The 20,055-nt window shown below is 61.7% G+C and carries 20 protein-coding genes; 11 read left to right on the top strand and 9 right to left on the bottom strand.

The window, feature by feature from the left end; all coding sequences use genetic code 11:
- The first annotated feature begins 111 nt into the window (after nt 1-111).
- From OH720_RS20660 to OH720_RS20650, 3 genes are all read left to right on the top strand, one after another.
- Nucleotides 112-1,050, top strand: a complete 939-nt coding sequence (locus tag OH720_RS20660) for a cyclase family protein (RefSeq protein ID WP_272602703.1) — start codon at nt 112-114, stop codon at nt 1,048-1,050.
- A 159-nt stretch (nt 1,051-1,209) separates the two neighbouring features.
- Complete coding sequence (locus tag OH720_RS20655; RefSeq protein ID WP_272602702.1) at nt 1,210-2,793, top strand: aldehyde dehydrogenase (NADP(+)); 1,584 nt, start codon at nt 1,210-1,212, stop codon at nt 2,791-2,793.
- Between the two features lie 70 nt (nt 2,794-2,863).
- The gene (locus OH720_RS20650) at nt 2,864-3,793 is read left to right on the top strand and encodes a LysR family transcriptional regulator (RefSeq protein ID WP_272602701.1); all 930 of its coding nucleotides are present in this window, start codon (nt 2,864-2,866) and stop codon (nt 3,791-3,793) included.
- Here OH720_RS20650 and OH720_RS20645 read toward each other — a convergent pair.
- The 3 genes from OH720_RS20645 to OH720_RS20635 all read right to left on the bottom strand — a co-directional run bounded on the left by OH720_RS20645 (nt 3,786) and on the right by OH720_RS20635 (nt 6,421).
- A complete protein-coding gene (locus OH720_RS20645; protein WP_272602700.1) occupies nt 3,786-4,769 on the bottom strand; it encodes a cyclase family protein in 984 nt (327 codons plus the stop codon). The two genes, OH720_RS20650 and OH720_RS20645, sit on opposite strands and share 8 nt — an antisense overlap.
- Before the next feature lie 158 nt (nt 4,770-4,927).
- Nucleotides 4,928-5,242: an NIPSNAP family protein gene (locus OH720_RS20640; RefSeq protein WP_008054497.1), complete on the bottom strand. Its 315-nt coding sequence runs from the start codon at nt 5,240-5,242 to the stop codon at nt 4,928-4,930.
- A gap of 12 nt (nt 5,243-5,254) precedes the next feature.
- Nucleotides 5,255-6,421 carry an iron-containing alcohol dehydrogenase gene (locus OH720_RS20635; protein WP_272602699.1) on the bottom strand — a complete coding sequence of 389 codons (1,167 nt, stop codon included), beginning with the start codon at nt 6,419-6,421 and terminating at the stop codon, nt 5,255-5,257.
- 156 nt (nt 6,422-6,577) lie between these two features.
- On the opposite strand from OH720_RS20635, the gene OH720_RS20630 reads away from it, so the two are divergent.
- The 4 genes from OH720_RS20630 to OH720_RS20615 all read left to right on the top strand — a co-directional run bounded on the left by OH720_RS20630 (nt 6,578) and on the right by OH720_RS20615 (nt 10,742).
- Nucleotides 6,578-7,366: an SDR family oxidoreductase gene (locus OH720_RS20630; protein ID WP_272602698.1), complete on the top strand. Its 789-nt coding sequence runs from the start codon at nt 6,578-6,580 to the stop codon at nt 7,364-7,366.
- A gap of 272 nt (nt 7,367-7,638) precedes the next feature.
- A complete protein-coding gene (locus tag OH720_RS20625) occupies nt 7,639-8,952 on the top strand; it encodes an MFS transporter (RefSeq protein WP_272602697.1) in 1,314 nt (437 codons plus the stop codon).
- Nucleotides 8,952-10,058, top strand: a complete 1,107-nt coding sequence (locus tag OH720_RS20620) for an NAD(P)/FAD-dependent oxidoreductase (protein ID WP_272602696.1) — start codon at nt 8,952-8,954, stop codon at nt 10,056-10,058. Before OH720_RS20625 ends, OH720_RS20620 begins: the two co-directional genes overlap by 1 nt.
- A gap of 90 nt (nt 10,059-10,148) precedes the next feature.
- Complete coding sequence (locus tag OH720_RS20615; RefSeq protein WP_272602695.1) at nt 10,149-10,742, top strand: DinB family protein; 594 nt, start codon at nt 10,149-10,151, stop codon at nt 10,740-10,742.
- On the opposite strand, the gene OH720_RS20610 is transcribed toward OH720_RS20615, so the two are convergent.
- From OH720_RS20610 to OH720_RS20595, 4 genes are all read right to left on the bottom strand, one after another.
- Nucleotides 10,663-11,583: a LysR substrate-binding domain-containing protein gene (locus OH720_RS20610; RefSeq protein ID WP_272602694.1), complete on the bottom strand. Its 921-nt coding sequence runs from the start codon at nt 11,581-11,583 to the stop codon at nt 10,663-10,665. The genes OH720_RS20615 and OH720_RS20610 overlap by 80 nt on opposite strands.
- A 98-nt stretch (nt 11,584-11,681) precedes the next feature.
- Entirely contained in the window at nt 11,682-11,927 is a 246-nt protein-coding gene (locus OH720_RS20605) for a DUF6124 family protein (protein ID WP_272602693.1), read from the bottom strand.
- Nucleotides 11,928-12,586: 659 nt separating this feature from the next.
- The gene (locus tag OH720_RS20600; RefSeq protein WP_272602692.1) at nt 12,587-12,814 is read right to left on the bottom strand and encodes a hypothetical protein; all 228 of its coding nucleotides are present in this window, start codon (nt 12,812-12,814) and stop codon (nt 12,587-12,589) included.
- A 288-nt stretch (nt 12,815-13,102) separates the two neighbouring features.
- Nucleotides 13,103-14,002, bottom strand: coding sequence for a LysR substrate-binding domain-containing protein (locus OH720_RS20595; protein WP_272602691.1), 900 nt, complete (start codon nt 14,000-14,002; stop codon nt 13,103-13,105).
- Nucleotides 14,003-14,117: 115 nt separating this feature from the next.
- Here OH720_RS20595 and OH720_RS20590 point away from each other — a divergent pair, with 115 nt between their 5' ends.
- Genes OH720_RS20590 through OH720_RS20580 form a run of 3 tightly spaced genes read left to right on the top strand, consistent with a single transcriptional unit; the run spans nt 14,118 to nt 16,373 of the window.
- Entirely contained in the window at nt 14,118-15,134 is a 1,017-nt protein-coding gene (locus OH720_RS20590; protein WP_272602690.1) for an aldo/keto reductase, read from the top strand.
- 2 nt (nt 15,135-15,136) lie between these two features.
- Nucleotides 15,137-15,934 carry an SDR family NAD(P)-dependent oxidoreductase gene (locus OH720_RS20585; RefSeq protein ID WP_033044549.1) on the top strand — a complete coding sequence of 266 codons (798 nt, stop codon included), beginning with the start codon at nt 15,137-15,139 and terminating at the stop codon, nt 15,932-15,934.
- 28 nt (nt 15,935-15,962) lie between these two features.
- Nucleotides 15,963-16,373: an SRPBCC family protein gene (locus OH720_RS20580; RefSeq protein WP_272602689.1), complete on the top strand. Its 411-nt coding sequence runs from the start codon at nt 15,963-15,965 to the stop codon at nt 16,371-16,373.
- A 134-nt stretch (nt 16,374-16,507) separates the two neighbouring features.
- Here the strand turns inward: OH720_RS20580 and OH720_RS20575 are convergent, their stop codons facing one another.
- On the bottom strand, nt 16,508-17,902 hold the full coding sequence (locus tag OH720_RS20575; RefSeq protein WP_272602688.1) for a sensor histidine kinase: 1,395 nt from the start codon (nt 17,900-17,902) through the stop codon (nt 16,508-16,510).
- On the bottom strand, nt 17,880-18,563 hold the full coding sequence (locus OH720_RS20570; protein WP_008065329.1) for a response regulator transcription factor: 684 nt from the start codon (nt 18,561-18,563) through the stop codon (nt 17,880-17,882). The genes OH720_RS20575 and OH720_RS20570 overlap by 23 nt, the downstream gene beginning before the upstream one ends.
- A gap of 277 nt (nt 18,564-18,840) precedes the next feature.
- Here OH720_RS20570 and OH720_RS20565 point away from each other — a divergent pair, with 277 nt between their 5' ends.
- On the top strand, nt 18,841-19,770 hold the full coding sequence (locus OH720_RS20565) for a hypothetical protein (RefSeq protein ID WP_272602687.1): 930 nt from the start codon (nt 18,841-18,843) through the stop codon (nt 19,768-19,770).
- Nucleotides 19,771-20,055 lie beyond the last annotated feature (285 nt).

Raw genomic sequence — 20,055 nt, 5'->3', positions numbered from 1 at the left:
AGTTCGCCCACTCGTGAAAATCCAGAACAATTGTATTGTCCAGAGCTGTCTGTTTCCGCACAAAAGGGCTGCGTACCTTGGGTTCACTGAAACCAGACAAGGACCTCCTTCATGTTCAATCGCTTGGCCCTGCCTTTTGCCCTGTTGCTCACCTTGAATGTCGCACACGCCGCCGATGGCGAAAATTGGTACCCCTCGAAATACGGCGCCCATGATGAAATCGGTGCGCTGAACCTGCTCGATGCCAACTCGGTGCTCAACGCCGCCAAGCTGATCAAGACCGGCAAGACCTACCCCTTGGCCGTGCCCATCGATAAAAACCTCCCAGCCTTCCGGCATCGCAGTTTTCACCTGACCAACGTCCAGCCCGGTGAAGCCGGCGGCACCACCATGGGCCCGAACAAATTCACCTTCAACGATGAACTGGTGGTGGGCTGGACCGGTGTCGGCACCCAGCTCAACGGCATCGGCCACATCGGCATCGACAACGTCTACTACAACGGCAACCGCGCGGCGGACTTCGTGACCGTGGAAGGGGTGCAAAAACTCGGCATCGAAAAAGTCCCGCCCATCGTCACCCGTGGCGTGGTGCTGGACATGACTGCCGTGTACGGCAGCGCCATCGTGCCGGAGAAAACCGAGTTCACGGTCGCCGATATCCAGAAAGCCCTGAACCTGCAAGGCATCAGCATCGAGAAGGGCGATGTGGTGCTGTTCAACACCGGTTGGCTGGAGCTGTTGGGCAAGGACAACGAGAAATTCCTCGCCGTGGAGCCGGGCATCGGCATGGCGGCAGCCAAATGGCTGGCGGACAAGCAGATCGTCGCGTTCGGCGGCGATACCTGGGCCTCGGAAATCTACCCTGGCACCGACGGCCAGGAGTTCCCGGTCAACCAGTTCATGCTGGCGAAAAACGGCATCTACAACCTTGAGCTGATCGACAGCCGCGCGCTGGTGCGGGACAAGGCCTGGACCTTCATGTTCGTGCTCGGGCAGCCGCTGTACAAGGGCTCGACCCAGGTCAACATCAACCCGGTAGCGATTCGCTGACAAACATCTCCAAGCCAGGGGATGAAAAACGCTCATCCCCCGGCCCGTTGTTGTCATTTGTTTGCCCATGACCCCGGCCCCTAGAGTGAAGCGTGCGTTTTTGGCGCATCCCTTTCATTCCAGTCATCGCCTGGCGAACCCAGGCGAGGGAGATTTTTGATGTCCGATATCTTGGGCCAGCAGTTCATCGACGGGCAGCGTAGTGCCCTGGGCCGCGAGACCCTGCACAGCGTCGACGCCCACACCGGCCACGCGCTGCCGTATGTTTTCCATCAGGCCACCGAGCAGGAAGTGGTGCTGGCGGTAACGGCGGCAACGCGCGCGTTTGCGCCGTTTCGTCAATTGTCGCCGCTGCGCCGAGCCGAATTTCTCGATGCCATCGCCGAGGAAATCGATGACCTGGGGGATGATTTCATCGCCCTGGTCTGCCAGGAAACCGCGTTGCCCGAGGGGCGGATTCGCGGCGAGCGCAGCCGCACCAGTGGCCAGCTGCGCCTGTTTGCCCAGGTGCTGCGCCGTGGTGACTTTCTCGCTGCACGGATCGACCTGGCACTACCTGGGCGCACACCGTTGCCACGGCCGGATCTTCGCCAGTACCGCATCGGCGTCGGCCCGGTCGCGGTGTTCGGTGCGAGCAATTTCCCCCTGGCGTTTTCCACCGCTGGCGGCGACACCGCCTCGGCCCTGGCCGCCGGTTGCCCGGTGGTATTCAAGGCCCACAGCGGACACATGGCGACGGCCGAGCGGGTGGCGGGCGCCATCGTTCGCGCGGCGCAACGCACGGCCATGCCGTCGGGGGTGTTCAACATGATCTACGGCGCGGGCGTGGGCCAGGCGCTGGTTATGGCCGATGGCATCAAGGCCGTGGGCTTCACCGGCTCGCTCAAGGGTGGTCGGGCTTTGGCCGATCTGGCTGCCGCGCGGGTGCAACCGATCCCGGTGTTCGCCGAGATGTCGAGCATCAACCCGGTGATCGTGCTGCCCGAAGCCTTGGGCCAGCGTGGCCAGAAAATCGCCGAGGAACTGACCGCTTCGGTCAACCTCGGCTGTGGCCAGTTCTGCACTAGCCCCGGCTTGATCATCGGCCTGCGCTCGCCGCAGTTCAGTGAGTTCCTGCAGGCGTTCGCGCAGAATATGGGCAGTCAACCGCCGCAGACCATGCTCAACGCAGGGGTGCTCAACAGTTATCGCGCAGGCCTTGCGCACATCGCGGCGCACGACCTTGTCGATCATCTGGCCGGCCAGCCCCAGGGCAATTCCAAGGCGCAACCGCAGTTGTTCAAGGCCGATGTGCAGCTGTTGCTCGACGGCGATCCGCTGTTGCAGGAAGAGATTTTCGGCCCGGCCACGGTGGTGGTCGAGGTGGCTGACCAACCCCAGTTGCGCGCGGTGCTCGACGGTTTGCACGGGCAACTGACCGCCACGCTGATCGCAGAACCGGCGGATCTGGATCGCTTCAGTGAACTGCTGCCGCTGCTGGAGGACAAGGTCGGGCGCTTGCTGCTCAACGGGTATCCCACCGGTGTCGAAGTCAGCGATGCGATGGTGCACGGCGGGCCTTATCCGGCGACGTCGGATGCACGTGGCACTTCGGTCGGCAGCCTGGCCATCGATCGCTTCCTGCGTCCTGTGTGCTACCAGAACTATCCTGATGAATACCTGCCGGCCGCGCTGCAAAACGCCAACCCGCTGGGCCTCGATCGACTGGTCGACGGCCAGTGGAGCCGGTTGCCCCTGAACTGACCCGCCGCCCACGTCGGCGCGGCTGGCGTGGGCCTTGATGGATAACACATTGAATCGAGTACACACCGATATGGTTCCTTCCCTTGGCAGCATCGCTTCACGCTTGCGCCTCAAACAGCTGCGCTTGTTGATCGCGCTGGATGACCGCGGCTCCCTGCACAAGGCCGCCGAGCAGATTTCGATTTCCCAGTCCGGCGCCACCAAGGCCTTGCATGAGGTCGAGTCGTTGCTTGGCATGCCCTTGTTCGAACGCCAGCCCAAGGGCCTGGTGGCCAATGAAATGGGGCGTTGCATGATTCGTTATGCGCGGCTGATCTACAGCGATGTCGAGCATTTGCGCGAGGAAATGCTCAGCATCATGCAGGGGCAGGGCGGGCGGTTGTCGGTGGGGGTGATCATGGGCGCGGTGCCGTTGCTGACCCGGGCCTTGACCGAGTTGCGGCTCAAGCAACCGGACTTGTCGGTGGAACTGGTGGAAAACACCAGCGCGACCTTGCTCGGGTTGCTGGATCAGGGGCGCCTGGACCTGGCGATCTGTCGGACCAGCGTCGGCCAGCGCTCTGATGCCTATGACTGCATCGAGCTGAGCGAAGAGCCGTTGGCCGTGGTCGCCAGCAAGGATCATCCGCTGGCCAGCGCCGAGTCGCTGCAGCTGGCGCAATTGAGCGATTACCGCTGGGTGGTCTATCCCAAGGACATGCCGATGCGCCAGGCCCTGGAGCGCGAACTGAACGAGGCGGGGCTGGAGATTCCGCGTTATCCGCTGGAAACCTCGTCGACCTTCGCCACCATTTTGCTGGTGCAACAGGACCCGACGTTGCTGGCGGTGATCCCGGTGGAAGTGGCCGAATTCTGCGAACAACACGAGTTGCTGGTGAAGCTGCCGGTTTCCATGCGTGCGCTGATCGAACCCTATGGCGTGATCAGCCGGGCCGGCGCCGATCTGTCTCCGGCGGCGACCCTGTTGATCAACGAGTTGCAGCGGGACCTGCTTACTTGATGACGATCGGGTTCACCGGTGCCCCCGTTCCGCCCACGATCTTCAGCGGCGCGGCGGTGTAGAGGAACTGCCACTGACCGTCTGCGGCGCAATCGCTGGCCAGGTCATCGAGCATCGCGACTTCGGTGAAGGTCACGCCAAGGTTGCGCATCAAGGCGTTGTGCAGCGGGATCAACACCCCTGTGGCCGGGTCGACCGCCACTTCGTTGGCCATGGTATCGGTCACCAGGTTGGGGATTTCCATCTGGTGAAACCACTCCACCAGCTCCCGGCTGAAGGTCAGGCCCGGCTCGGCGAAATCCTTGTAGAACTCCTCGGGTTCACGTTCATAGAACGAACCGATCCAGCCGGTGCGGATGATCAGGATGTCGCGCTTCTGGATCTCGATACCCTGGGCTTTAGCAGCGGCGAGCAGGTCGAAGTGATTGAAGGTTTCGCCCTTGTCCAGCACCGCTTTGCCGCGATGGCGGGCCATGTCGATCAGTACCGCACGCCCGACAATCCCGCGCTCGGCAATCGGCAGGATGCTGGCCTTGTCCATGCCACCGATGGTGCTCATGGCGTCGTAGCCGTTCCACAGTTTGTTGTCGTGCCAGACGTGGCCGAGGGCGTCGTATTGGGTCGAGCCTTGCAGGTGCATGAAGATCACGTCGTCGGCGTATTCGACGTGCCCGTCGAAGTGGGTCTTGCCGGCCAGGAAGTGGCCTTTGTCCAGCACATTGACCCGCATCGACGGACGCCGGCCAGGCCACAGCGGTTCACCCTTGGGATGGCCGATCTGCACTTGCAGGGTGAAGGTCTTGCCCTGTCGTACGGCAGCGATACCGCGCAGGATCTCGGCGCTTTGCAGGTAATTCAGGGCACCGACTTCATCGTCCGGCCCCCATTTGCCCCAATTGGTGGGCAGGCCTTCGAGCAATGCCTTGATGTCGGGAGAACGGTCGGCGGCGGTGTTATTGGTGTTGTGGTCGCACATGGGATCTGTCCTTGTTCGAGCGGCTTGCGCAGTCCCTGTAGGAGTGAGCCGGCTCCGGGCGGCGTTCCGACGATGGCGGCGTCTCAGGCACATCAATGGTGTCTGACACACCGCCATCGCGAGCAGGCTCGCTCCTACAGGGGAGGTGGATTCAGGAACTATTTGATCGGCGAAAACTGCGCCGGCATCAGCAGCTTCGATTCCATCTTTTCCAGCATTGGGAATGCGATCGGCACGAAGCCTTCGAGCCAGTCGGGGTCTTGATACAGCGCGGCGCGTTTCTTGATGCGTTCGTCCAGGCTCTCGTAGGCCCAGATGTGAATCACCTGGTTCAGCTCGCCGATTTCGGTGTACCACCAGCCCACCAGCGTGGCGTAGCGGGAGATCACCGGCAGGCCGTTTTCCTCGAAGTGCTTGAGGTAGGTTTGCATCTTGCCGATCTGCAGGGTGTAGGTGCGCATCTCGTAGAACATGGGATTTCTCTCTCAGGAATGAATGCCGTGGAAGGCGTTGCCGATGATTCGCTCGACGTCGGCAGCACGGGTCAGGCGCGGGTTGACCAGCACGTTGCCGCTGCGCATCGAGTCGCTGACCATTTGCGGCATGTAGTCCAGGTCCACACCCAGGTCCTTGATGTTGTCGGGAATGCCGATGGCCTTGTTCAGCGCCATCACGTGCTCCACCACCTTGTGCCCGGCACGGGCGGGGCTCAGGCCGCTGACGTCCTCACCCATGGCCAGGGCGATGTCGCGGAACAGCTCCGGGCAGGCCGGCAGGTTGTATTCGATGACGTAGGGCAGCAGCGTGGCGTTGGCGATGCCGTGGGGGATGTTGAACACGCCGCCGAAGGTGTGGGAGATCGCATGCACGTTGCCCAGTTTCGATTGGGCGAACGCGACCCCGGCGAGGAACGAGCCGAGCAGCATCTGCTCCCGGGCGTGCAAGTCGCTGCCGCTGAAAAACGCTTTCGGCAGATGCGTGCAGATCATCTTGATCGCCTGCAGGGCCAGGGCCTGGCTGACCGGATTGGCCTGCTTCGATACGTAGGACTCGATGGCGTGGGTCAGGGCGTCCATGCCGGTAGCGGCGGTGATCGACTGCGGCAGCTTGAGGGTCAGTTCAGCGTCGAGAATCGCCAGTTTTGGAAACAGTGCCGGGCTGATGATCACGGTCTTGAACAGGGTTTTGGTGTTGGTGAACACCGTGGACGCCGTGCACTCACTGCCGGTGCCCGAGGTGGTGGGAATGACAAAGATCGGCAGGGGCGGGTGCAGCAGTTTGTCGTAGCCTTCGTAGTCGAGGATGTTGCCGGGGTTGGTGGCCATGGCCGCGACACCCTTGGCGGTGTCGATGCTGCTGCCGCCACCCACGCCGATCACCGCGTCGCAATCGTGGTTTTTCAGGAAGGCCACGGCGCGCTCCAGCACATCCGTGGTGGGGTTGGGTTCGACGCCAACGAACACTTCAAAGCCAATGTCACTCTCGGCCAGCGAGGCGAAAAAACTTTCCATCACCCCCGACGCCATCAAGCCTTCGTCGGTGACCACCAGCAGTTTTTTTCCAACATGGGGCTTGAGCAACGCGCCGGCCTGACGCACCAGGCCGTTGCCGCTTTTCAGGGTCGTGGGGAAATAGAACTGGAACGGGTTCATGTGAGTCTCCGGTTTCTTATTGGGTCTCGAAACAGTAATCAGCGCCGCCGCCTGTCGATAATGAAAAGACCTGATCCAGCGATCACCCTTTGTCATCCCCCGAGTGGCGGGTTTGCGGTGGTAACGTGAGCGCTTTGAACAGTCGGGAGCATCGTCATGGATTTGGGTATTTCGGGGCGCTGGGCGATCGTCTGCGCCGCCAGCAAGGGCTTGGGCCTGGCTTGTGCACGGGCCTTGGCGAAGGAGGGCGTGAACCTGGTGATCAACGCCCGTGGCGACGAAACGTTGCAGGCGGCGGCCATTGAACTGCGCTGCCTGGCGCCGAACATTGAAGTGCGAACCGTAGCCGGGGACATCAGCACATCTGAGGTGCAGGCACAGGTGCTAGCGGCGTGTCCGCAGGTGGATATCCTGGTCAACAACGCCGGTGGTCCGCCACCGGGGGACTTTCGCGACTGGCATCGCGAAGACTGGCTCAAGGCGCTGGATGCCAACATGCTCACGCCCATCGAGCTGATCAAGGCCTGTGTCGACGGCATGGCCGAGCGCGGTTTTGGCCGCATCGTCAACATCACCTCCGGCGCCGTGAAGGCACCGATCGACGTGTTGGGCTTGTCCAACGGCGCCCGCAGTGGCTTGACCGGTTTCATCGCCGGGCTGGCGCGCCAGGCCCGCTTGGCCGGCAACAACGTTACCGTCAACAACCTGCTGCCGGGGCCGTTCGAGACCGAACGCCTGCACAAGACCCTCAATGCCGCCGCCGAGGCCAAGGGCACCAGCGTCGAAAGCATCGCCGAGCAACGGCGTAAAAACGTCCCGGCCCAGCGCTTCGGCCAGCCTGATGAGTTCGGCGCTTATTGCGCGTTCATTTGCAGTGCCCAAGCCGGTTTCCTCACCGGGCAGAACCTATTGCTGGATGGTGGCAGCTACCCAGGGACTTTCTGACTAATCTGCTGGATGGATGTCGACTCATCTGGCCTCTTCGCGGGCAAGCCCGCTCCCACAGTGGGCGATGGCGTTCATAGAATTTCTATACACCGCCGATCCCTGTGGGAGCGGGCTTGCCCGCGAAGAGGCCAGTGAATCCAACTCAAATCCTTCAGGCATTTCCAGGGGATGACCGTTGGTGATCCCCCAATCAGATCCCATCATTATTCAGCATTCGGGGGCGTGATTAGAGTGGGGCCGCTTGTTCCACAACAATAAGAGCGCCCCACATGAACAATCCGAGTGCCGAAAGCCTGGCGTTGCCAGCAGCAAACGCAACGATGCGTGCGACCAACGTGCGCTGGCGAATTTTCCTCATCATGTTGTTGCTGACCGCGATCAACTACATCGACCGCGCCTCGCTGTCGGTGGCGTTGCCGCTGATTTCCAGCGAGTTCCAGATCCCGCCGGCCCTCGAGGGCCTGATGCTCAGCGCGTTTTTCTGGTCCTACGCCTTGATGCAGATCCCCGGCGGCATGCTGCTGGACCGTTTCCACACCCGCCGTGTCATCGTCGTCGCGACGGTGGCCTGGGGGGCGTTCCAGGCCCTGGCCGCCGGGGCGCACAACTGGATCACCCTGTTGCTCACCCGCATGGGCCTGGGCATCGCCGAGTCGCCGATCATGCCCGCCGGCGCCAAGCTCAACGGCGCCTGGCTGACACCCAACGAACGCGGGCGCGGCGCGGTACTGGTCGACGGCGGTGCGCCGCTGGGCAGTGCCTTCGGCGCGATCATCATTGCCGGGCTGATCGGCTGGTTCGACTCCTGGCGCATCGCGTTCGTGATCGCCGGGGTCGGCACCATGCTCGCCGGTGTGCTGGCCTGGAAGTACATTCGCAACCACCCCAGCGAACACCCCGGCGTCAATGCCGCGGAACTGGCGCACATCACTGAGGGCAACGCCACGGTCAGCCAGCCCGGCGCGGTCACCAGCATCCCGTTCAAGGAACTGCTCAAGGACCGTTCGGTGCTGGCGATGTTCGCCGGTTATTGCTGCATCCTCAGCGTGTTCTACGGCCTGTTGACCTGGATGCCGAGCTACTTGCACCAGACCCACGGCCTGAACATTTCCGGCATGGGCGGCGCGACTTTCCTGATCTTCATGTGCGGCTTCGTCGGCGAACTGGTCGGCGGTTACCTGGGGGATAAATGGAAATCCAGCGGCGCCTCGCCCAACCTGGTGATGCGCAGCATGTTCAGCGGTTCGGCACTGGTGGCGGCGCTGTGCATGCTGGGAACGGCTTACGCCTCCGAGGCCAGCCAGGCGATCGGCCTGCTGTGCGTGGCGATGTTTTTCATTCGTTGGTGCGGCATGTATTGGTGCATTCCGTCGATCCTCGGCGGCACGTCGAAGACCGGTGTACTGGCCGGCACCATGAACTTCTGCGGCAACATGGCCGGGGTGATCGTGCCGATCCTGATCGGGTTGATCGTGCAGTTCACCGGTTCGTATTTCCTGGTGCTGATCTTCTTCGTGGTCATGGCCATGCTGCTGGCGATATTCTCCAGCCTGATCGATTACCGGGAGCGAGGGCTGGTGTGATGAGCGTTGATGTCGACTGCGTGGTGGTCGGGGCCGGTGTGGTCGGGCTGGCGGTGGCCAGGGCCCTGGCCATGGGCGGGCGCGAAGTGATCCTGGTCGAGGCCGGCGAAGGGATTGGCGTGGGCATCAGCTCACGCAATTCCGAGGTGATCCACGCCGGTATCTATTACCCGAGCGGCAGTCTCAAGGCGCAGTTGTGTGTGGAGGGCAAGCAACGCCTTTACGCTTTCTGCGACGAGCGCAGCGTCAGTTATCAAAGGCTGGGCAAGTTGATCGTCGCCACCGATGATGCGCAGCGTGTGGCCTTGCAGGGTTTGCTGGAGCAGGGCCGGCGCAATGGCCTCGATGACCTGCAATGGCTGGAGGCCGGTCAGGCGCGGGCGCTGGAACCTGAGTTGTCCTGCGTTGCGGCGCTGTGGTCGCCGTCCACTGGCATCGTCGACTCCCATGGCCTGATGTTGGCGCTGCAGGCCGATGCCGAAGCCTGGGGCGCGTCACTGGTCTTTCATACGCCGCTGTTGTCGGCCCGTTGTACTGAAGAGGGTTTCGAGGTGCACATGGGCGGCGTCGAGCCCATGACCTTGAGCTGCCGCGAGCTGATCAACTGTGCGGGATTGTCCGCGCCGGAGGTGGCGAGCCGCATTTCTGGCCTGCCACGGCAATACGTACCCCAGGCGCGATTGTGCAAGGGCAGCTATTTCAGTTTCAGTGGCCGTGCGCCGTTCCGGCATCTGGTGTACCCGGCACCGGAAAGCGCCGGGCTGGGCGTGCACATGACCCTCGATCTCGGTGGCCAGGCGCGTTTCGGGCCGGATGTGGAATGGGTCGACAGGGTCGATTACCGGGTGGATCCAGCCCGGGCCGAGGGCTTTTACGCAGCCATCCGGCGCTACTGGCCGGGCTTGCCGAATGACAGCCTGCAACCGGCTTACAGCGGCATTCGCCCGAAAATCAGCGGCCCTAGCGAGCCGGCCGCGGACTTTCGCATCAGCGGTCCGGCCGAGCATGGGGTGCCGGGGCTGGTCAATCTGTTCGGCATCGAATCGCCGGGGCTGACCAGTTGCCTGGCGCTGGCCGAGCACGTAAAGAACGCCCTGCACCTGTAGGAGCGGCGCGACCGATAATCAGCGCCCGCGCCGCAACGCGCGGATAGCGCTATCCTTGGAAGATGTGCTCTTCGCCATCGGAGACATCTGATGATCAACGTACGCACTGCCCGCATGCTTACCGATTACAAACAATGGGCCAACCAGCGCCTCTTCGACAACCTGGCGTTACTGCCACCCGGCGAAGTCGAAAAAGAACGCGCCGGGGTCTTCAAGAACATGATCGGTACGCTCAATCACATCTATGTGGTGGACCGAATCTGGCAGGCTCACCTCGAAGGCCGAGGGCACGGCTTCAACACTTCCCATGACCTGGTGCACCCTGAACTGGCCGTGCTGCGCCTGGCGCAACAGGACGTGGATCGCTGGTACTGCAACTGGAGCGCGAGGCAGACCGATGCCTCGCTGGACAAACCCCTGAGGTTCACTTTCGTTTCCGGCGAAAGCGGCACCATGACGGCCGGCGCGATGCTCATGCACGTGGTCAACCACGCCAGTTACCACCGTGGCTGGGTGATCCAGATGTACTTCGAAATCCCGGCCATGCCGCCGATGACGGACATGCCGATCTACCTGCGCGAGACCGACCCGCACTTCAACGCGCTCAATGCCCCGGCAGTGGGGCTGACATGTGCTCCACTATTCGCGAGCGCAACCAACGTTCTGCCGGATCGTTATCGTTGACGCCGTTCCAGACCATGGACAGTTCGGACAGGTTGATCTCGAACGGCGGGTCGTCGGCGCGCAGCTGGCTGCTGCCCTCGATCAGCGCGCAGGCTGCGTAATCGGGCACCGAGGCCAGCATGTCGGTGCCCGCCAGCAAGGCGCGCAGGCCCGAGAACTGCGGCACTGCCAGCACCACGCGGCGGGAGCGGCCGATGCGCGCCAGGTCATTGTCGATGGCCCCGCTCAAGTCCCCGGAAAACGACACCAGCGCGTGGGGCCGCTCGCAGAACTCATCCAGGGTCAGGGTGCCCGGCCGGTCATCGCCGCGCAGCACCTTGACGCTCAGGTCCCGCAGCTTCTTGCGCTTGGCGTTGGCCGGCAACTCGGTGGTGTAGCTGATGCCGACGGAAATCTCACCGCTGGCAAGCATCGACGACATCAACAGGTAATTGACCCGGCGCACCACCACCACGACGTTCTGCGCTTCTTCGCGAATCTGCTTGAGCAACGGCGGAAACAGGCCGAACTCGGCATCGTCGGACAGGCCGATGCGAAACACATCGCGGCTGATGGACGGGTCGAAATCCTTGGCCCGGCTCACCGCCCCGGAAATGGTGTCCATGGCCGGTTGCAGCTCCTTGAGAATCACCAGCGCCCTCGGCGTCGGCTCCAGCACCCGACCGTTGCGCACCAGCAACGGGTCGTCGAACAAATCGCGCAACCGCGCCAGCGCCGCACTGACGGCGGGCTGGCCGAGGAACAGCTTCTCCCCGGCCCGGGTCAGGTTCTTTTCGAACATCAGCGTCTCGAAAATCACCAACAGGTTCATGTCCACGCGGCGCAGGTCGTTGCGGTTCATGGGGCAGGCTCGCTGGGGTTGGGGACCTTTTCAGTAAAGCACCAAACCTGGTAGGAGCGAGCAGGCCCGCTCCCCCAGGCATCAGCAGGGGGGGCAGCTTAAGGCGGGTCGAGCTGATCCAGTGCGCGGTTCACCGCTAGTTCGCCGAGCATGATGACTTGGGCGATGCCCAGCAGCGTATTGCGATGAGTTCCCTGCAGAAAACCCGCCAGATCGTTGGCCATGACATTGGCCGAGGCCAGTGATTCGCACGCATGGGCAAGCAGGGTTTCGGGGTTGATGTGCGGGTTGATGGTGAACATCGTGGAGGGGGTGTGTGGTGGATCGGGTGTGATCTTGAGCATAGATGAAACTCCATATGGGTTTAATGGAGCCATCACTTTCGCTACCAAACGAAGGGTGGTGGCCATACGAAGGTTGGTAGACCGGCCCATATGGAAAAACCGGCGCGCCCAAGGGCGCCCTGCGCATAGCCACCATTGAATCAAGTACCGAAAAAGGACCTGAAAAGGGTGGCGCTATACGCCATATGAGGGGGCGGGCTACCAAACCCGATCACTGTGTTTTCAGCGACCGACAAACGATAGAGCCCCGACCCAAGGCGCACAAGCCGGCGGATTCTGGCGTACCCGTAGGCAATGACGCAAGGCGTTGTGGCTTTCAGGAAGTAAATCTGAAAGTCATTAAACAAACACTTACACGCTACCTTTCCAGCGAGCACGAAATCCACATCCGACACCGATCAAATGTGCAGGCTTGCTCGCGAAAGCGGTGTGACGAATAACATCATTTTCGCCCGGCAGTCCGCCATCACGAGCAAGCTTGTTCCGATTTGGGTGATTTACAACTAAAGAGTATCAGTCAGACCGACCCCAGTTCGTGAGTACTCGGTGGTGTTCGAAAGATGACGTATTAATCCGCGGGCTCTTTTTTGTGTCCTGATGTGGTTTGGTTAAGAGGTTTAATTTATGAGGGTTCATCTGTTTTTGCGTGGGTTTCAACATCAATAAAAGAGACTATAAAACATGTTGCCTTTTGGGCCTTGAGTGCCAGAGTAAGTTATTTTGTCTCCCTTGGTGTACCGTTTCCCAATATCATTGCCAGAAAAAGTTATGGCGCTTCCTCCGCCATCAGGGGCGATCGTGACGGCGTACTGGGTCGTGTTGATCGGAGCATCGGGGAATGGGTTGTATGTGGTGAAGGATTCAACTGTCCCTGTGTAGTTTGGCATGGTGTCACCTCATTCGTTGAAAAATTACGGAGGGGATTTTTTTGATACGGGCAACAAGGGCTTGCATTGCGAGCCGTAATAATGATTGTAGTGACTTGAGATTAAGCGTGAACCTGTAATAAGTACCAGTTTTTGGATTTTTTTTGTTATAGGTGAAATAGCTAAATAGAAAATCTTCCTTTCTCCCAATTGCAGTTTCTTACATTAAGTTATCTCGCGGTTTACGGTTTTGAGGCCACTTCGCGCCCTGACAGGGATAAATCCCTTCGCCACACAGAGATTTGGGCACTAGGCAGGAACCGGCTCCGGCTCCGTCAACACCTTCCTGAACGTCTCAACCAATGGCCGCAAATTGATCCGGTGCCACGCCGCCCACAGCGGCCTGGTGAGCGGAATCCACGGCACTTCCCGCAGCACCACGCCCGGCGGTGCGTTGCGGCTCAGGCCTTTCTGGATCATGGCGATGCCCAGCCCCGAGGCCACCAGCGCCATTGCCGTGAAGGGGCCGGTGGCTTCCATGCGGATGTCCGGGGTGAAGCCTGCGCGGATGCAGGCGCTGACGAAGTTCTCGCGGCCGGTGACATTCTGGTGCTGCACGCCGATCCACTCCTGTTCGGCCAGGTCGGCGGCGGTCAGTTGTGCCTGGCTGGCCAGCGGGTGATGTTCGGGCAGGGCCAGCAGCATCGGGTCGTCCAGCACCTGGAAGCCCAGCAGGTCAGGGTCGTCATCGGTCGGCGGTTCACTGACCAGGGCGATATCCAGACTACGCTGTCGCAGACCTTCGAGTTGTTCGCTGGAGCTCAGGTTGTACAGCGCGACGTGCACGTTCGGCCGGTCGCTGCGCAGCACGCGCAAGGCATTGGGCAGGACGCCGGCGTGCATGGCGTTTTCGATGTAGCCGATGCACAGGCCGCCTTCCTCGCCGCGACCCAGGCGTTTGCCCAGGGATTCCAGGCGGTTGGCGTGGGTCAGCAACGCGCGGGTTTCGGCGAGGAAGGTCTGGCCGTCGCGGGTCAGGCGGATGCGTTGCTGGCTGCGCTCGAACAGGGTCAGGCCCAGGCGTTCTTCGAGCTGGGCGATCTGCCGGCTCAGGGGTGACTGGGAAATGTGCAGGCGCTCGGCGGCGCGACCGACGTGTTCTTCCTCGGCGACGGCGACGAAGTAGCGCAATTGGCGGATGTCGATCATGTCAGACCTCTAGGGACTCAAGTGCTGCGCATTATGTCTTGGACGGTCCGATAGTCGCAATCTAGGATCTGCTCAACGGTCACCACCTGACCTCTGAACTGACGAGGATTTAGATATGAGCTTGAAAGACAAACTGCCCGGCGCACTGGGTTTCGGCACTGCACCGCTCGGCAACATGTTCCGCGCCATTCCCGAAGAAGAAGCGCAAGCCACCGTGCATGCCGCCTGGGATGCCGGCGTGCGTTACTTCGATACCGCGCCGTTCTACGGTTCGGGCCTGTCGGAAATTCGCCTGGGCCAGGCACTGTCGCGCTACAACCGCGATGACTATGTACTGAGCAGCAAGGTCGGCCGGGTGATTCTCGACGAAGTCGAAGACGCCGCGGCCCGTGATCTGGGCGAGAAGAGCGGGGTGTTCGAACACGGTCTGCCGAACAGGATCGTCAACGACTACAGCGCCGATGCGACCCTGCGTTCCATCGAAGACAGCCTCAAGCGTTTGCAAACCGATCGCCTTGACATCGTCTGGGTGCACGACATCGCCCAGGACTTCTACGGAGATCAATGGCTGGAGTACTTCAACCAGGCCCGCACCGGCGCGTTCAAAGTGCTGACCCGCCTGCGTGAAGAAGGCGTGATCAAGGGCTGGGGCCTGGGCGTGAACAAGGTCGAGCCGTGCGAATTGACCCTGGACTTGAGCGAAGCGCAGCCTGACGGCTTTCTGCTGGCGGGTCGCTACACTCTGCTCGACCATGATCGTGCCTTGCAGCGCCTGATGGACGCGGCACTGGCGCAGAACGTCGAGATCGTGGTCGGCGGTCCGTACAGCTCGGGGATCCTGGCCGGTGGCGCGCACTTCGAATACCAGAAGGCCAGCCCGCAGATCATCAATAAAGTCGAGCAGATCAAGCGCATCGCCGCTGCCCACGGCGTCAGCATCAAAGCGGCTGCCTTGCAGTTCTCCCTGGCCAACCCGGCGGTGGCGGCGGCGATTCCAGGTGCCAGCCGTCCCGAGCGGATTGCCGAAGATGTCGCCGCATTGTCCGAGGTGATTCCCGCCGCTTTCTGGCAGGCACTGCGTGACGCGAAGCTGATCTGCGAGCGTGCCCCATTACCCATCATTGGAGCTTGAGCATGAAAATCGATCTGAGTGGAAAACTGGCGATTGTCAGCGGCAGCACAGCCGGTATCGGCCTGGGCATCAGCAAGGCGCTGGCCGAATGCGGCGCCACGGTGGTGGTGATCGGCCGCGATACGGCCAAGGTCGAGCAGGCGCTGGCGAGCATTCGTCAGCAAGTGCCCGGTGCCCAACTACGCGGGCTGACCGCCGACCTGGGTACGGCTGAAGGCGCGGAAAAATTGTTCGCCGCCGAACCCCGTGCCGACGTGCTGGTGAACAACCTCGGGATCTACAACGATGTGGACTTCTTCGAGACCCCGGACAGCGAGTGGACACGCTTCTACGAAGTCAACGTGATCTCCGGTGTGCGCCTGGCCCGGCATTACGTGCCGGACATGGTCAAGCAGGGCTGGGGCCGGGTGATTTTCCTGTCTTCGGAATCCGGCGTGGCGATCCCCGCCGAGATGATCAACTACGGCGTGACCAAAAGCGCCAACCTCGCCGTGTCCCATGGCCTGGCCAAGCGCCTGGCGGGCACCGGGGTGACCGTCAACTCGATCCTGCCGGGGCCGACCCTCACCGACGGAGTGGAGGAAATGCTCAAGGATGCCATCGCCGCTTCCGGACGCAGCGTTCGGGAAGAAGCCGATGCGTTCGTGCGCAAGGCCCGGCCGAGCTCGATCATCCAGCGCGTGGCGGATGTCGAGGAGGTGGCAAACCTGGTGGCGTACATCGCTTCGCCTTTATCCTCGGCCACCACCGGCGCCGCCCTGCGGGTCGACGGCGGCGTCGTCGACAGCCTGGCCATCTGAACCTTTTTCAATCTGGAGTCTATTTTTCATGGCAACAACCTCAGCATCCATCGACATCCCGGCCTCGGCCGATCAGGTCTGGCAATTGATCGGCGGTTTCAATTCGCTGCCGGACTGGCTGCCGTTCATTCCCAAGAGCGAGCTCAGCGAAGGCGGACGGGTGCGCAGCCTGCAGACGGCGGACGGGGCGGTGGTGATCGAGCGTCTGCAAGCGTTCGACAACGATGGCAAGACCTACAGCTACTCGATCCTGCAGGCGCCGTTTCCGGCCACTGATTATCTGGCGACGATCCGCGTTGAAGCGCAGGGGCAGGGCGCCCGGGTGACCTGGTCCGGTCGGTTTGAGCCGGTGGGGGTGAGCGACGAGGAAGTGGTGGCGTTGTTTACCGGGATTTATCAGGGTGGGCTTGAGGCCCTGCGGGCCAACTACCCAGCCTGACAACACCACAACCCCCCCTGTAGGAGCGAGCCTGCTCGCGATGGCGGAGTGTCAGGCGACTCATATTCGACTGCTAAACCGCTATCGCGAGCAGGCTCACTCCTACAGGGGGGGGCTTTGTCTGTGAGTCAGTGTCAGGTCTGAGGAATCAAACTTTCCTGGCAATCGAGCACCAACCGTGCCCCACCCAACTCACTCGTGCCCACCTCCAGCGCAAACCCGTGCAAGCTGACAATCGCCGCGACGATCGACAGCCCCAAGCCGAAACCGCTTTTCAGGTTTCCCGCCTCGGCGCGATAGAAACGCTGGAACACCGCCTCTCGTTCAGCGTCCGGAATGCCCGGGCCGCAGTCGTGCACTTCGATGCGGGTATGCCCGTTGTCCTCGACCCCGCGCAAAATCACCTGGCCACCCGGCGGGGTGAATTTGATCGAGTTGCTCAGCAGATTGGCCACCGCCTCGAACAGCAAGGCGCGATCGCCATTGAGCGAAGGCAACGATGCGGGCAGTTGCAGTTCGAACGTCAGGCCATCGTCCTCGGCCAACGGCAGATAGAACTCATGCAGTTCCTGCAGCAGCGACACCGGGTCGAGCTGCACGAAACCGGATCGGCGCTGGCGATCCTCCAGTTCGGAAATCCGCAGCAACCCGCGAAAACGCGCCATCAGGGTGTCGGCTTCGGCCAGCACCGCGTCCAGTTGTGTCGCTTGCGTCGACCCTTCGCCGGCCTGTTGCTGCATGCGATAAAGCTGCGCGCGCAGGCGGGTCAATGGGGTGCGCAAGTCATGGGCGATGTTGTCGCACACGCCCTTGACCTCGTTCATCAAGCGCTCGATGCGTTCGAGCATGGCGTTGACGATGGCAGCGAGCATGTCCAGTTCATCGCGGCGGTTGGACAGCGGCAGGCGCCGGGTCAGGTCACCGGCGACGATGGCTTCGGCGCTGCCCTGGATCGCGCGAATGCGCCGCAGCGGCCGGCGGCGCAACAGGTGCCAACCGACGATGCCCGGCAGGATGGTCAGGGTCACGCCCCAGAACAAGGCGTGGAGGATGATCCGGGTCACGGCAAACAACGAACCGTTGTCGCGCACCAGGATCAGCCAGCGGCCATCCTTGGTCTGGGTGGCCACGGCGTCGCAGCTGTCGATGGGCAGGGTCGGGTCGTCGGACTCGGCGCAGTCGTTGAGCATGTGAATCTTGCCGTCCAGCGGCAGGCCTTTCGGAATGTGGCGCAGGGCGCCGCTGAGGTAACGGTGCTGAGCATCGAACAGGCCGTAGGCGTCGATGCCGCGGATGTCGAAGGTCATGCTGACGGCGAGGGCGTCGGTCAGTTGATCGCCCTGGAAGTGCGAAAACAGATGCTGGCGTTGCATCAGCGAATGCTTGGCCAGGTTGTCGAGGTAAGCGGACACCTCGTAGTACATGACCCCCATGAGAATCCCGCTCCAGGCCACGAACAACGCACTGTACAGCGCCAGCAGGCGACTGGTGGAAGAGCGCCAGCCTTTAGACGGGTTCGGCAATGACATAACCCGAGCCTCGTACGGTTCGAATCAACGGGACATTGCCAGGTGGGTCGATTTTCTTGCGCAGGCGGCCGATGTGCACGTCGATCAAATTGGTGCCGGGGTCGAAGTGATAACCCCAGACCTCTTCGAAAATCATCATCCGCGAGAGGATTTGCCCGGTGTTGCGCATCAGGAATTCCAGCAGTTTGTATTCGGTGGGCAGCAGCGTGAGCAATTCGCCGTTACGGCTGGCTTCGTGGCTGATCAGGTTCAGCTCCAGGTCCGCCACCCGCAACGTAGTGGCCTGGGCCGTCACGTTGTTCTGCCGACGCAGCAGCACTTCGACCCGGGCGGCCATTTCATCGGTGGCGAAGGGTTTGGTCAGGTAATCGTCACCCCCGGCACGCAAGCCGCGCACGCGCTCGTCGACATCGGAGAGGGCGCTGATCATCAGGATAGGCGTGGCCACGCCCATGGTGCGCAACGTGGTGACAATCGCCAGGCCGTCGAGCTCGGGCAGCATGCGGTCAAGGGTAATCAGGTCATAGTGGCCGCTGACCGCACGTTCCAGCCCCTCGCGCCCGTTGTCGACCCAGTCGACGTCGAGGCCGTGGCTGCTCAGTTCAGCGACAATTTCCCGGGCGGTCACGGCGTCGTCTTCGATGGTCAAGATGCGGGTCATAAGGCTGGCCTGATTAATATTCACAACGTGGTGGGCCATTTTGCCAAGAAATGATCGCCCGCTTACTAAATAAAAGTTCATGGACAAATCCAGTGTTGGTCAATGCATAAAACCCGCTGCGACCAGCCTTTCGTTGCAAATTGCATGGACCTGGGAAGTTCAAACTTTCTAAGCCGCTGAAAGAACGGGATTTATTAAAAAACCGCGACTGGCACGCTGACTGCAATTGCTCCTTCGAGACTTGTAACACCATCTTTCTGCCTGGAGCGATAAAACAATGAATAGATCCTCTGAGGGTTTCTACCCCACCACGGATGAGTCGAGCACGGTGTCCGGCGTGTCCTGGGGTGCGATCTTCGCCGGGGCCGCGGCTGCGGCGGCGTTGTCGCTGATCCTGGTGCTGCTCGGATTCGGCCTGGGGTTCTCGGCGGTTTCGCCGTGGGCCAATGAAGGCATGAGCGCCAAGGGCCTGGGCATATCGACGATTGTCTGGCTGGCGGTTACACAGATCGTTGCTTCCGGGGCCGGTGGCTACATCGCCGGCCGGCTGCGGGTGAAGTGGGCGTATATGCATGGCGATGAAGTCTACTTTCGCGACACCGCCCACGGCTTTCTCGCCTGGTGCGTGGCGACGCTGGTGACGGCGACGCTGGTGGCCGGTTCGGTCAGCAGCATCGTCAGCGGTGGCGTCCAGGCCGGGGCGCAGGTTGCCGGTGGCGCCGCCACGGCCATGACAGCCGCGGCGGGCACCGCGGCAGCCAACACTGACAGCGATCAGTATGGCTACTACATCGACAGCCTGTTTCGCAACGACCAGCCGGCCGCCGTCAGCGATGACGCGGCTCGAGGCACGGTAACGCGCATTTTCGTGCGCTCCCTGAAAGACGGCCAGTTGTCCGCTGAAGACCGCACCTACCTGGCACAACTGGTGGCGCAGCGGACCAACATGACGCAAGCGGACGCGGAGCGTCGTGTCGACGAGGTGTATGCCCGTACGCAAAAAGCCGTGGCCGACGCCAAGCTGGCGGCGCAACAAGCGGCCGATACCGCCGCCAAAGTCGCCGCCTGGACCACCTTGTGGATGTTCGTCGCGCTACTGGCCGGCGCGTTCTTCGCCAGCCTTGCCGCCACCTTCGGCGGTCGTCGCCGGGATGCCGTGGTGTATCTGGAAACCGACACCTACGTCACCACCGCTGCGATTCGCTAACCCAGGAGAATCATCATGCGTTCATTACTGTTGTTCTTTCTCGGCGTACCAATCCCGATCATCATCCTGATCGCCTTGTTCATGCATTGATCTTGCGGGGCTTGTGCCTCTGCCGCTTCTGTCTTCTTTGGCAGGAGCGGCGTTTTTGTTTTGTGGGATAGCCAATTAAATCGATGTTGAATGTCGCTCCCTCTTCGCGAGCAAGTCGAATCGTCGCACCGCCGCTCCCACATTTGGAATGCATACCCCTGTGGGAGCGAGCCTGCTCGCGATGAGGCCAGACCA

Source organism: Pseudomonas sp. WJP1, assembly GCF_028471945.1.
Classification (GTDB): domain Bacteria; phylum Pseudomonadota; class Gammaproteobacteria; order Pseudomonadales; family Pseudomonadaceae; genus Aquipseudomonas.
Note: the sequence above shows the minus strand (reverse complement) of the source record. Positions and strands in the feature narration are given on the sequence as shown.

Bases quoted from the DNA above. Each gene is read 5' to 3' on its own strand.
- OH720_RS20600 (WP_272602692.1), bottom strand. From the start codon at position 12,814: ATGCCAAACTACACAGGGACAGTTGAATCCTTCACCACATACAACCCA.
- OH720_RS20645 (WP_272602700.1), bottom strand. From the start codon at position 4,769: ATGTGCGACCACAACACCAATAACACCGCCGCCGACCGTTCTCCCGAC.
- OH720_RS20565 (WP_272602687.1), top strand. From the start codon at position 18,841: ATGAATAGATCCTCTGAGGGTTTCTACCCCACCACGGATGAGTCGAGC.
- OH720_RS20585 (WP_033044549.1), top strand. From the start codon at position 15,137: ATGAAAATCGATCTGAGTGGAAAACTGGCGATTGTCAGCGGCAGCACA.
- OH720_RS20570 (WP_008065329.1), bottom strand. From the start codon at position 18,563: ATGACCCGCATCTTGACCATCGAAGACGACGCCGTGACCGCCCGGGAA.
- OH720_RS20625 (WP_272602697.1), top strand. From the start codon at position 7,639: ATGAACAATCCGAGTGCCGAAAGCCTGGCGTTGCCAGCAGCAAACGCA.
- OH720_RS20605 (WP_272602693.1), bottom strand. From the start codon at position 11,927: ATGCTCAAGATCACACCCGATCCACCACACACCCCCTCCACGATGTTC.
- OH720_RS20615 (WP_272602695.1), top strand. From the start codon at position 10,149: ATGATCAACGTACGCACTGCCCGCATGCTTACCGATTACAAACAATGG.
- OH720_RS20580 (WP_272602689.1), top strand. From the start codon at position 15,963: ATGGCAACAACCTCAGCATCCATCGACATCCCGGCCTCGGCCGATCAG.
- OH720_RS20635 (WP_272602699.1), bottom strand. From the start codon at position 6,421: ATGAACCCGTTCCAGTTCTATTTCCCCACGACCCTGAAAAGCGGCAAC.
- OH720_RS20610 (WP_272602694.1), bottom strand. From the start codon at position 11,583: ATGAACCGCAACGACCTGCGCCGCGTGGACATGAACCTGTTGGTGATT.
- OH720_RS20590 (WP_272602690.1), top strand. From the start codon at position 14,118: ATGAGCTTGAAAGACAAACTGCCCGGCGCACTGGGTTTCGGCACTGCA.
- OH720_RS20595 (WP_272602691.1), bottom strand. From the start codon at position 14,002: ATGATCGACATCCGCCAATTGCGCTACTTCGTCGCCGTCGCCGAGGAA.
- OH720_RS20640 (WP_008054497.1), bottom strand. From the start codon at position 5,242: ATGTTCTACGAGATGCGCACCTACACCCTGCAGATCGGCAAGATGCAA.
- OH720_RS20650 (WP_272602701.1), top strand. From the start codon at position 2,864: ATGGTTCCTTCCCTTGGCAGCATCGCTTCACGCTTGCGCCTCAAACAG.
- OH720_RS20620 (WP_272602696.1), top strand. From the start codon at position 8,952: ATGAGCGTTGATGTCGACTGCGTGGTGGTCGGGGCCGGTGTGGTCGGG.
- OH720_RS20630 (WP_272602698.1), top strand. From the start codon at position 6,578: ATGGATTTGGGTATTTCGGGGCGCTGGGCGATCGTCTGCGCCGCCAGC.
- OH720_RS20575 (WP_272602688.1), bottom strand. From the start codon at position 17,902: ATGTCATTGCCGAACCCGTCTAAAGGCTGGCGCTCTTCCACCAGTCGC.
- OH720_RS20655 (WP_272602702.1), top strand. From the start codon at position 1,210: ATGTCCGATATCTTGGGCCAGCAGTTCATCGACGGGCAGCGTAGTGCC.
- OH720_RS20660 (WP_272602703.1), top strand. From the start codon at position 112: ATGTTCAATCGCTTGGCCCTGCCTTTTGCCCTGTTGCTCACCTTGAAT.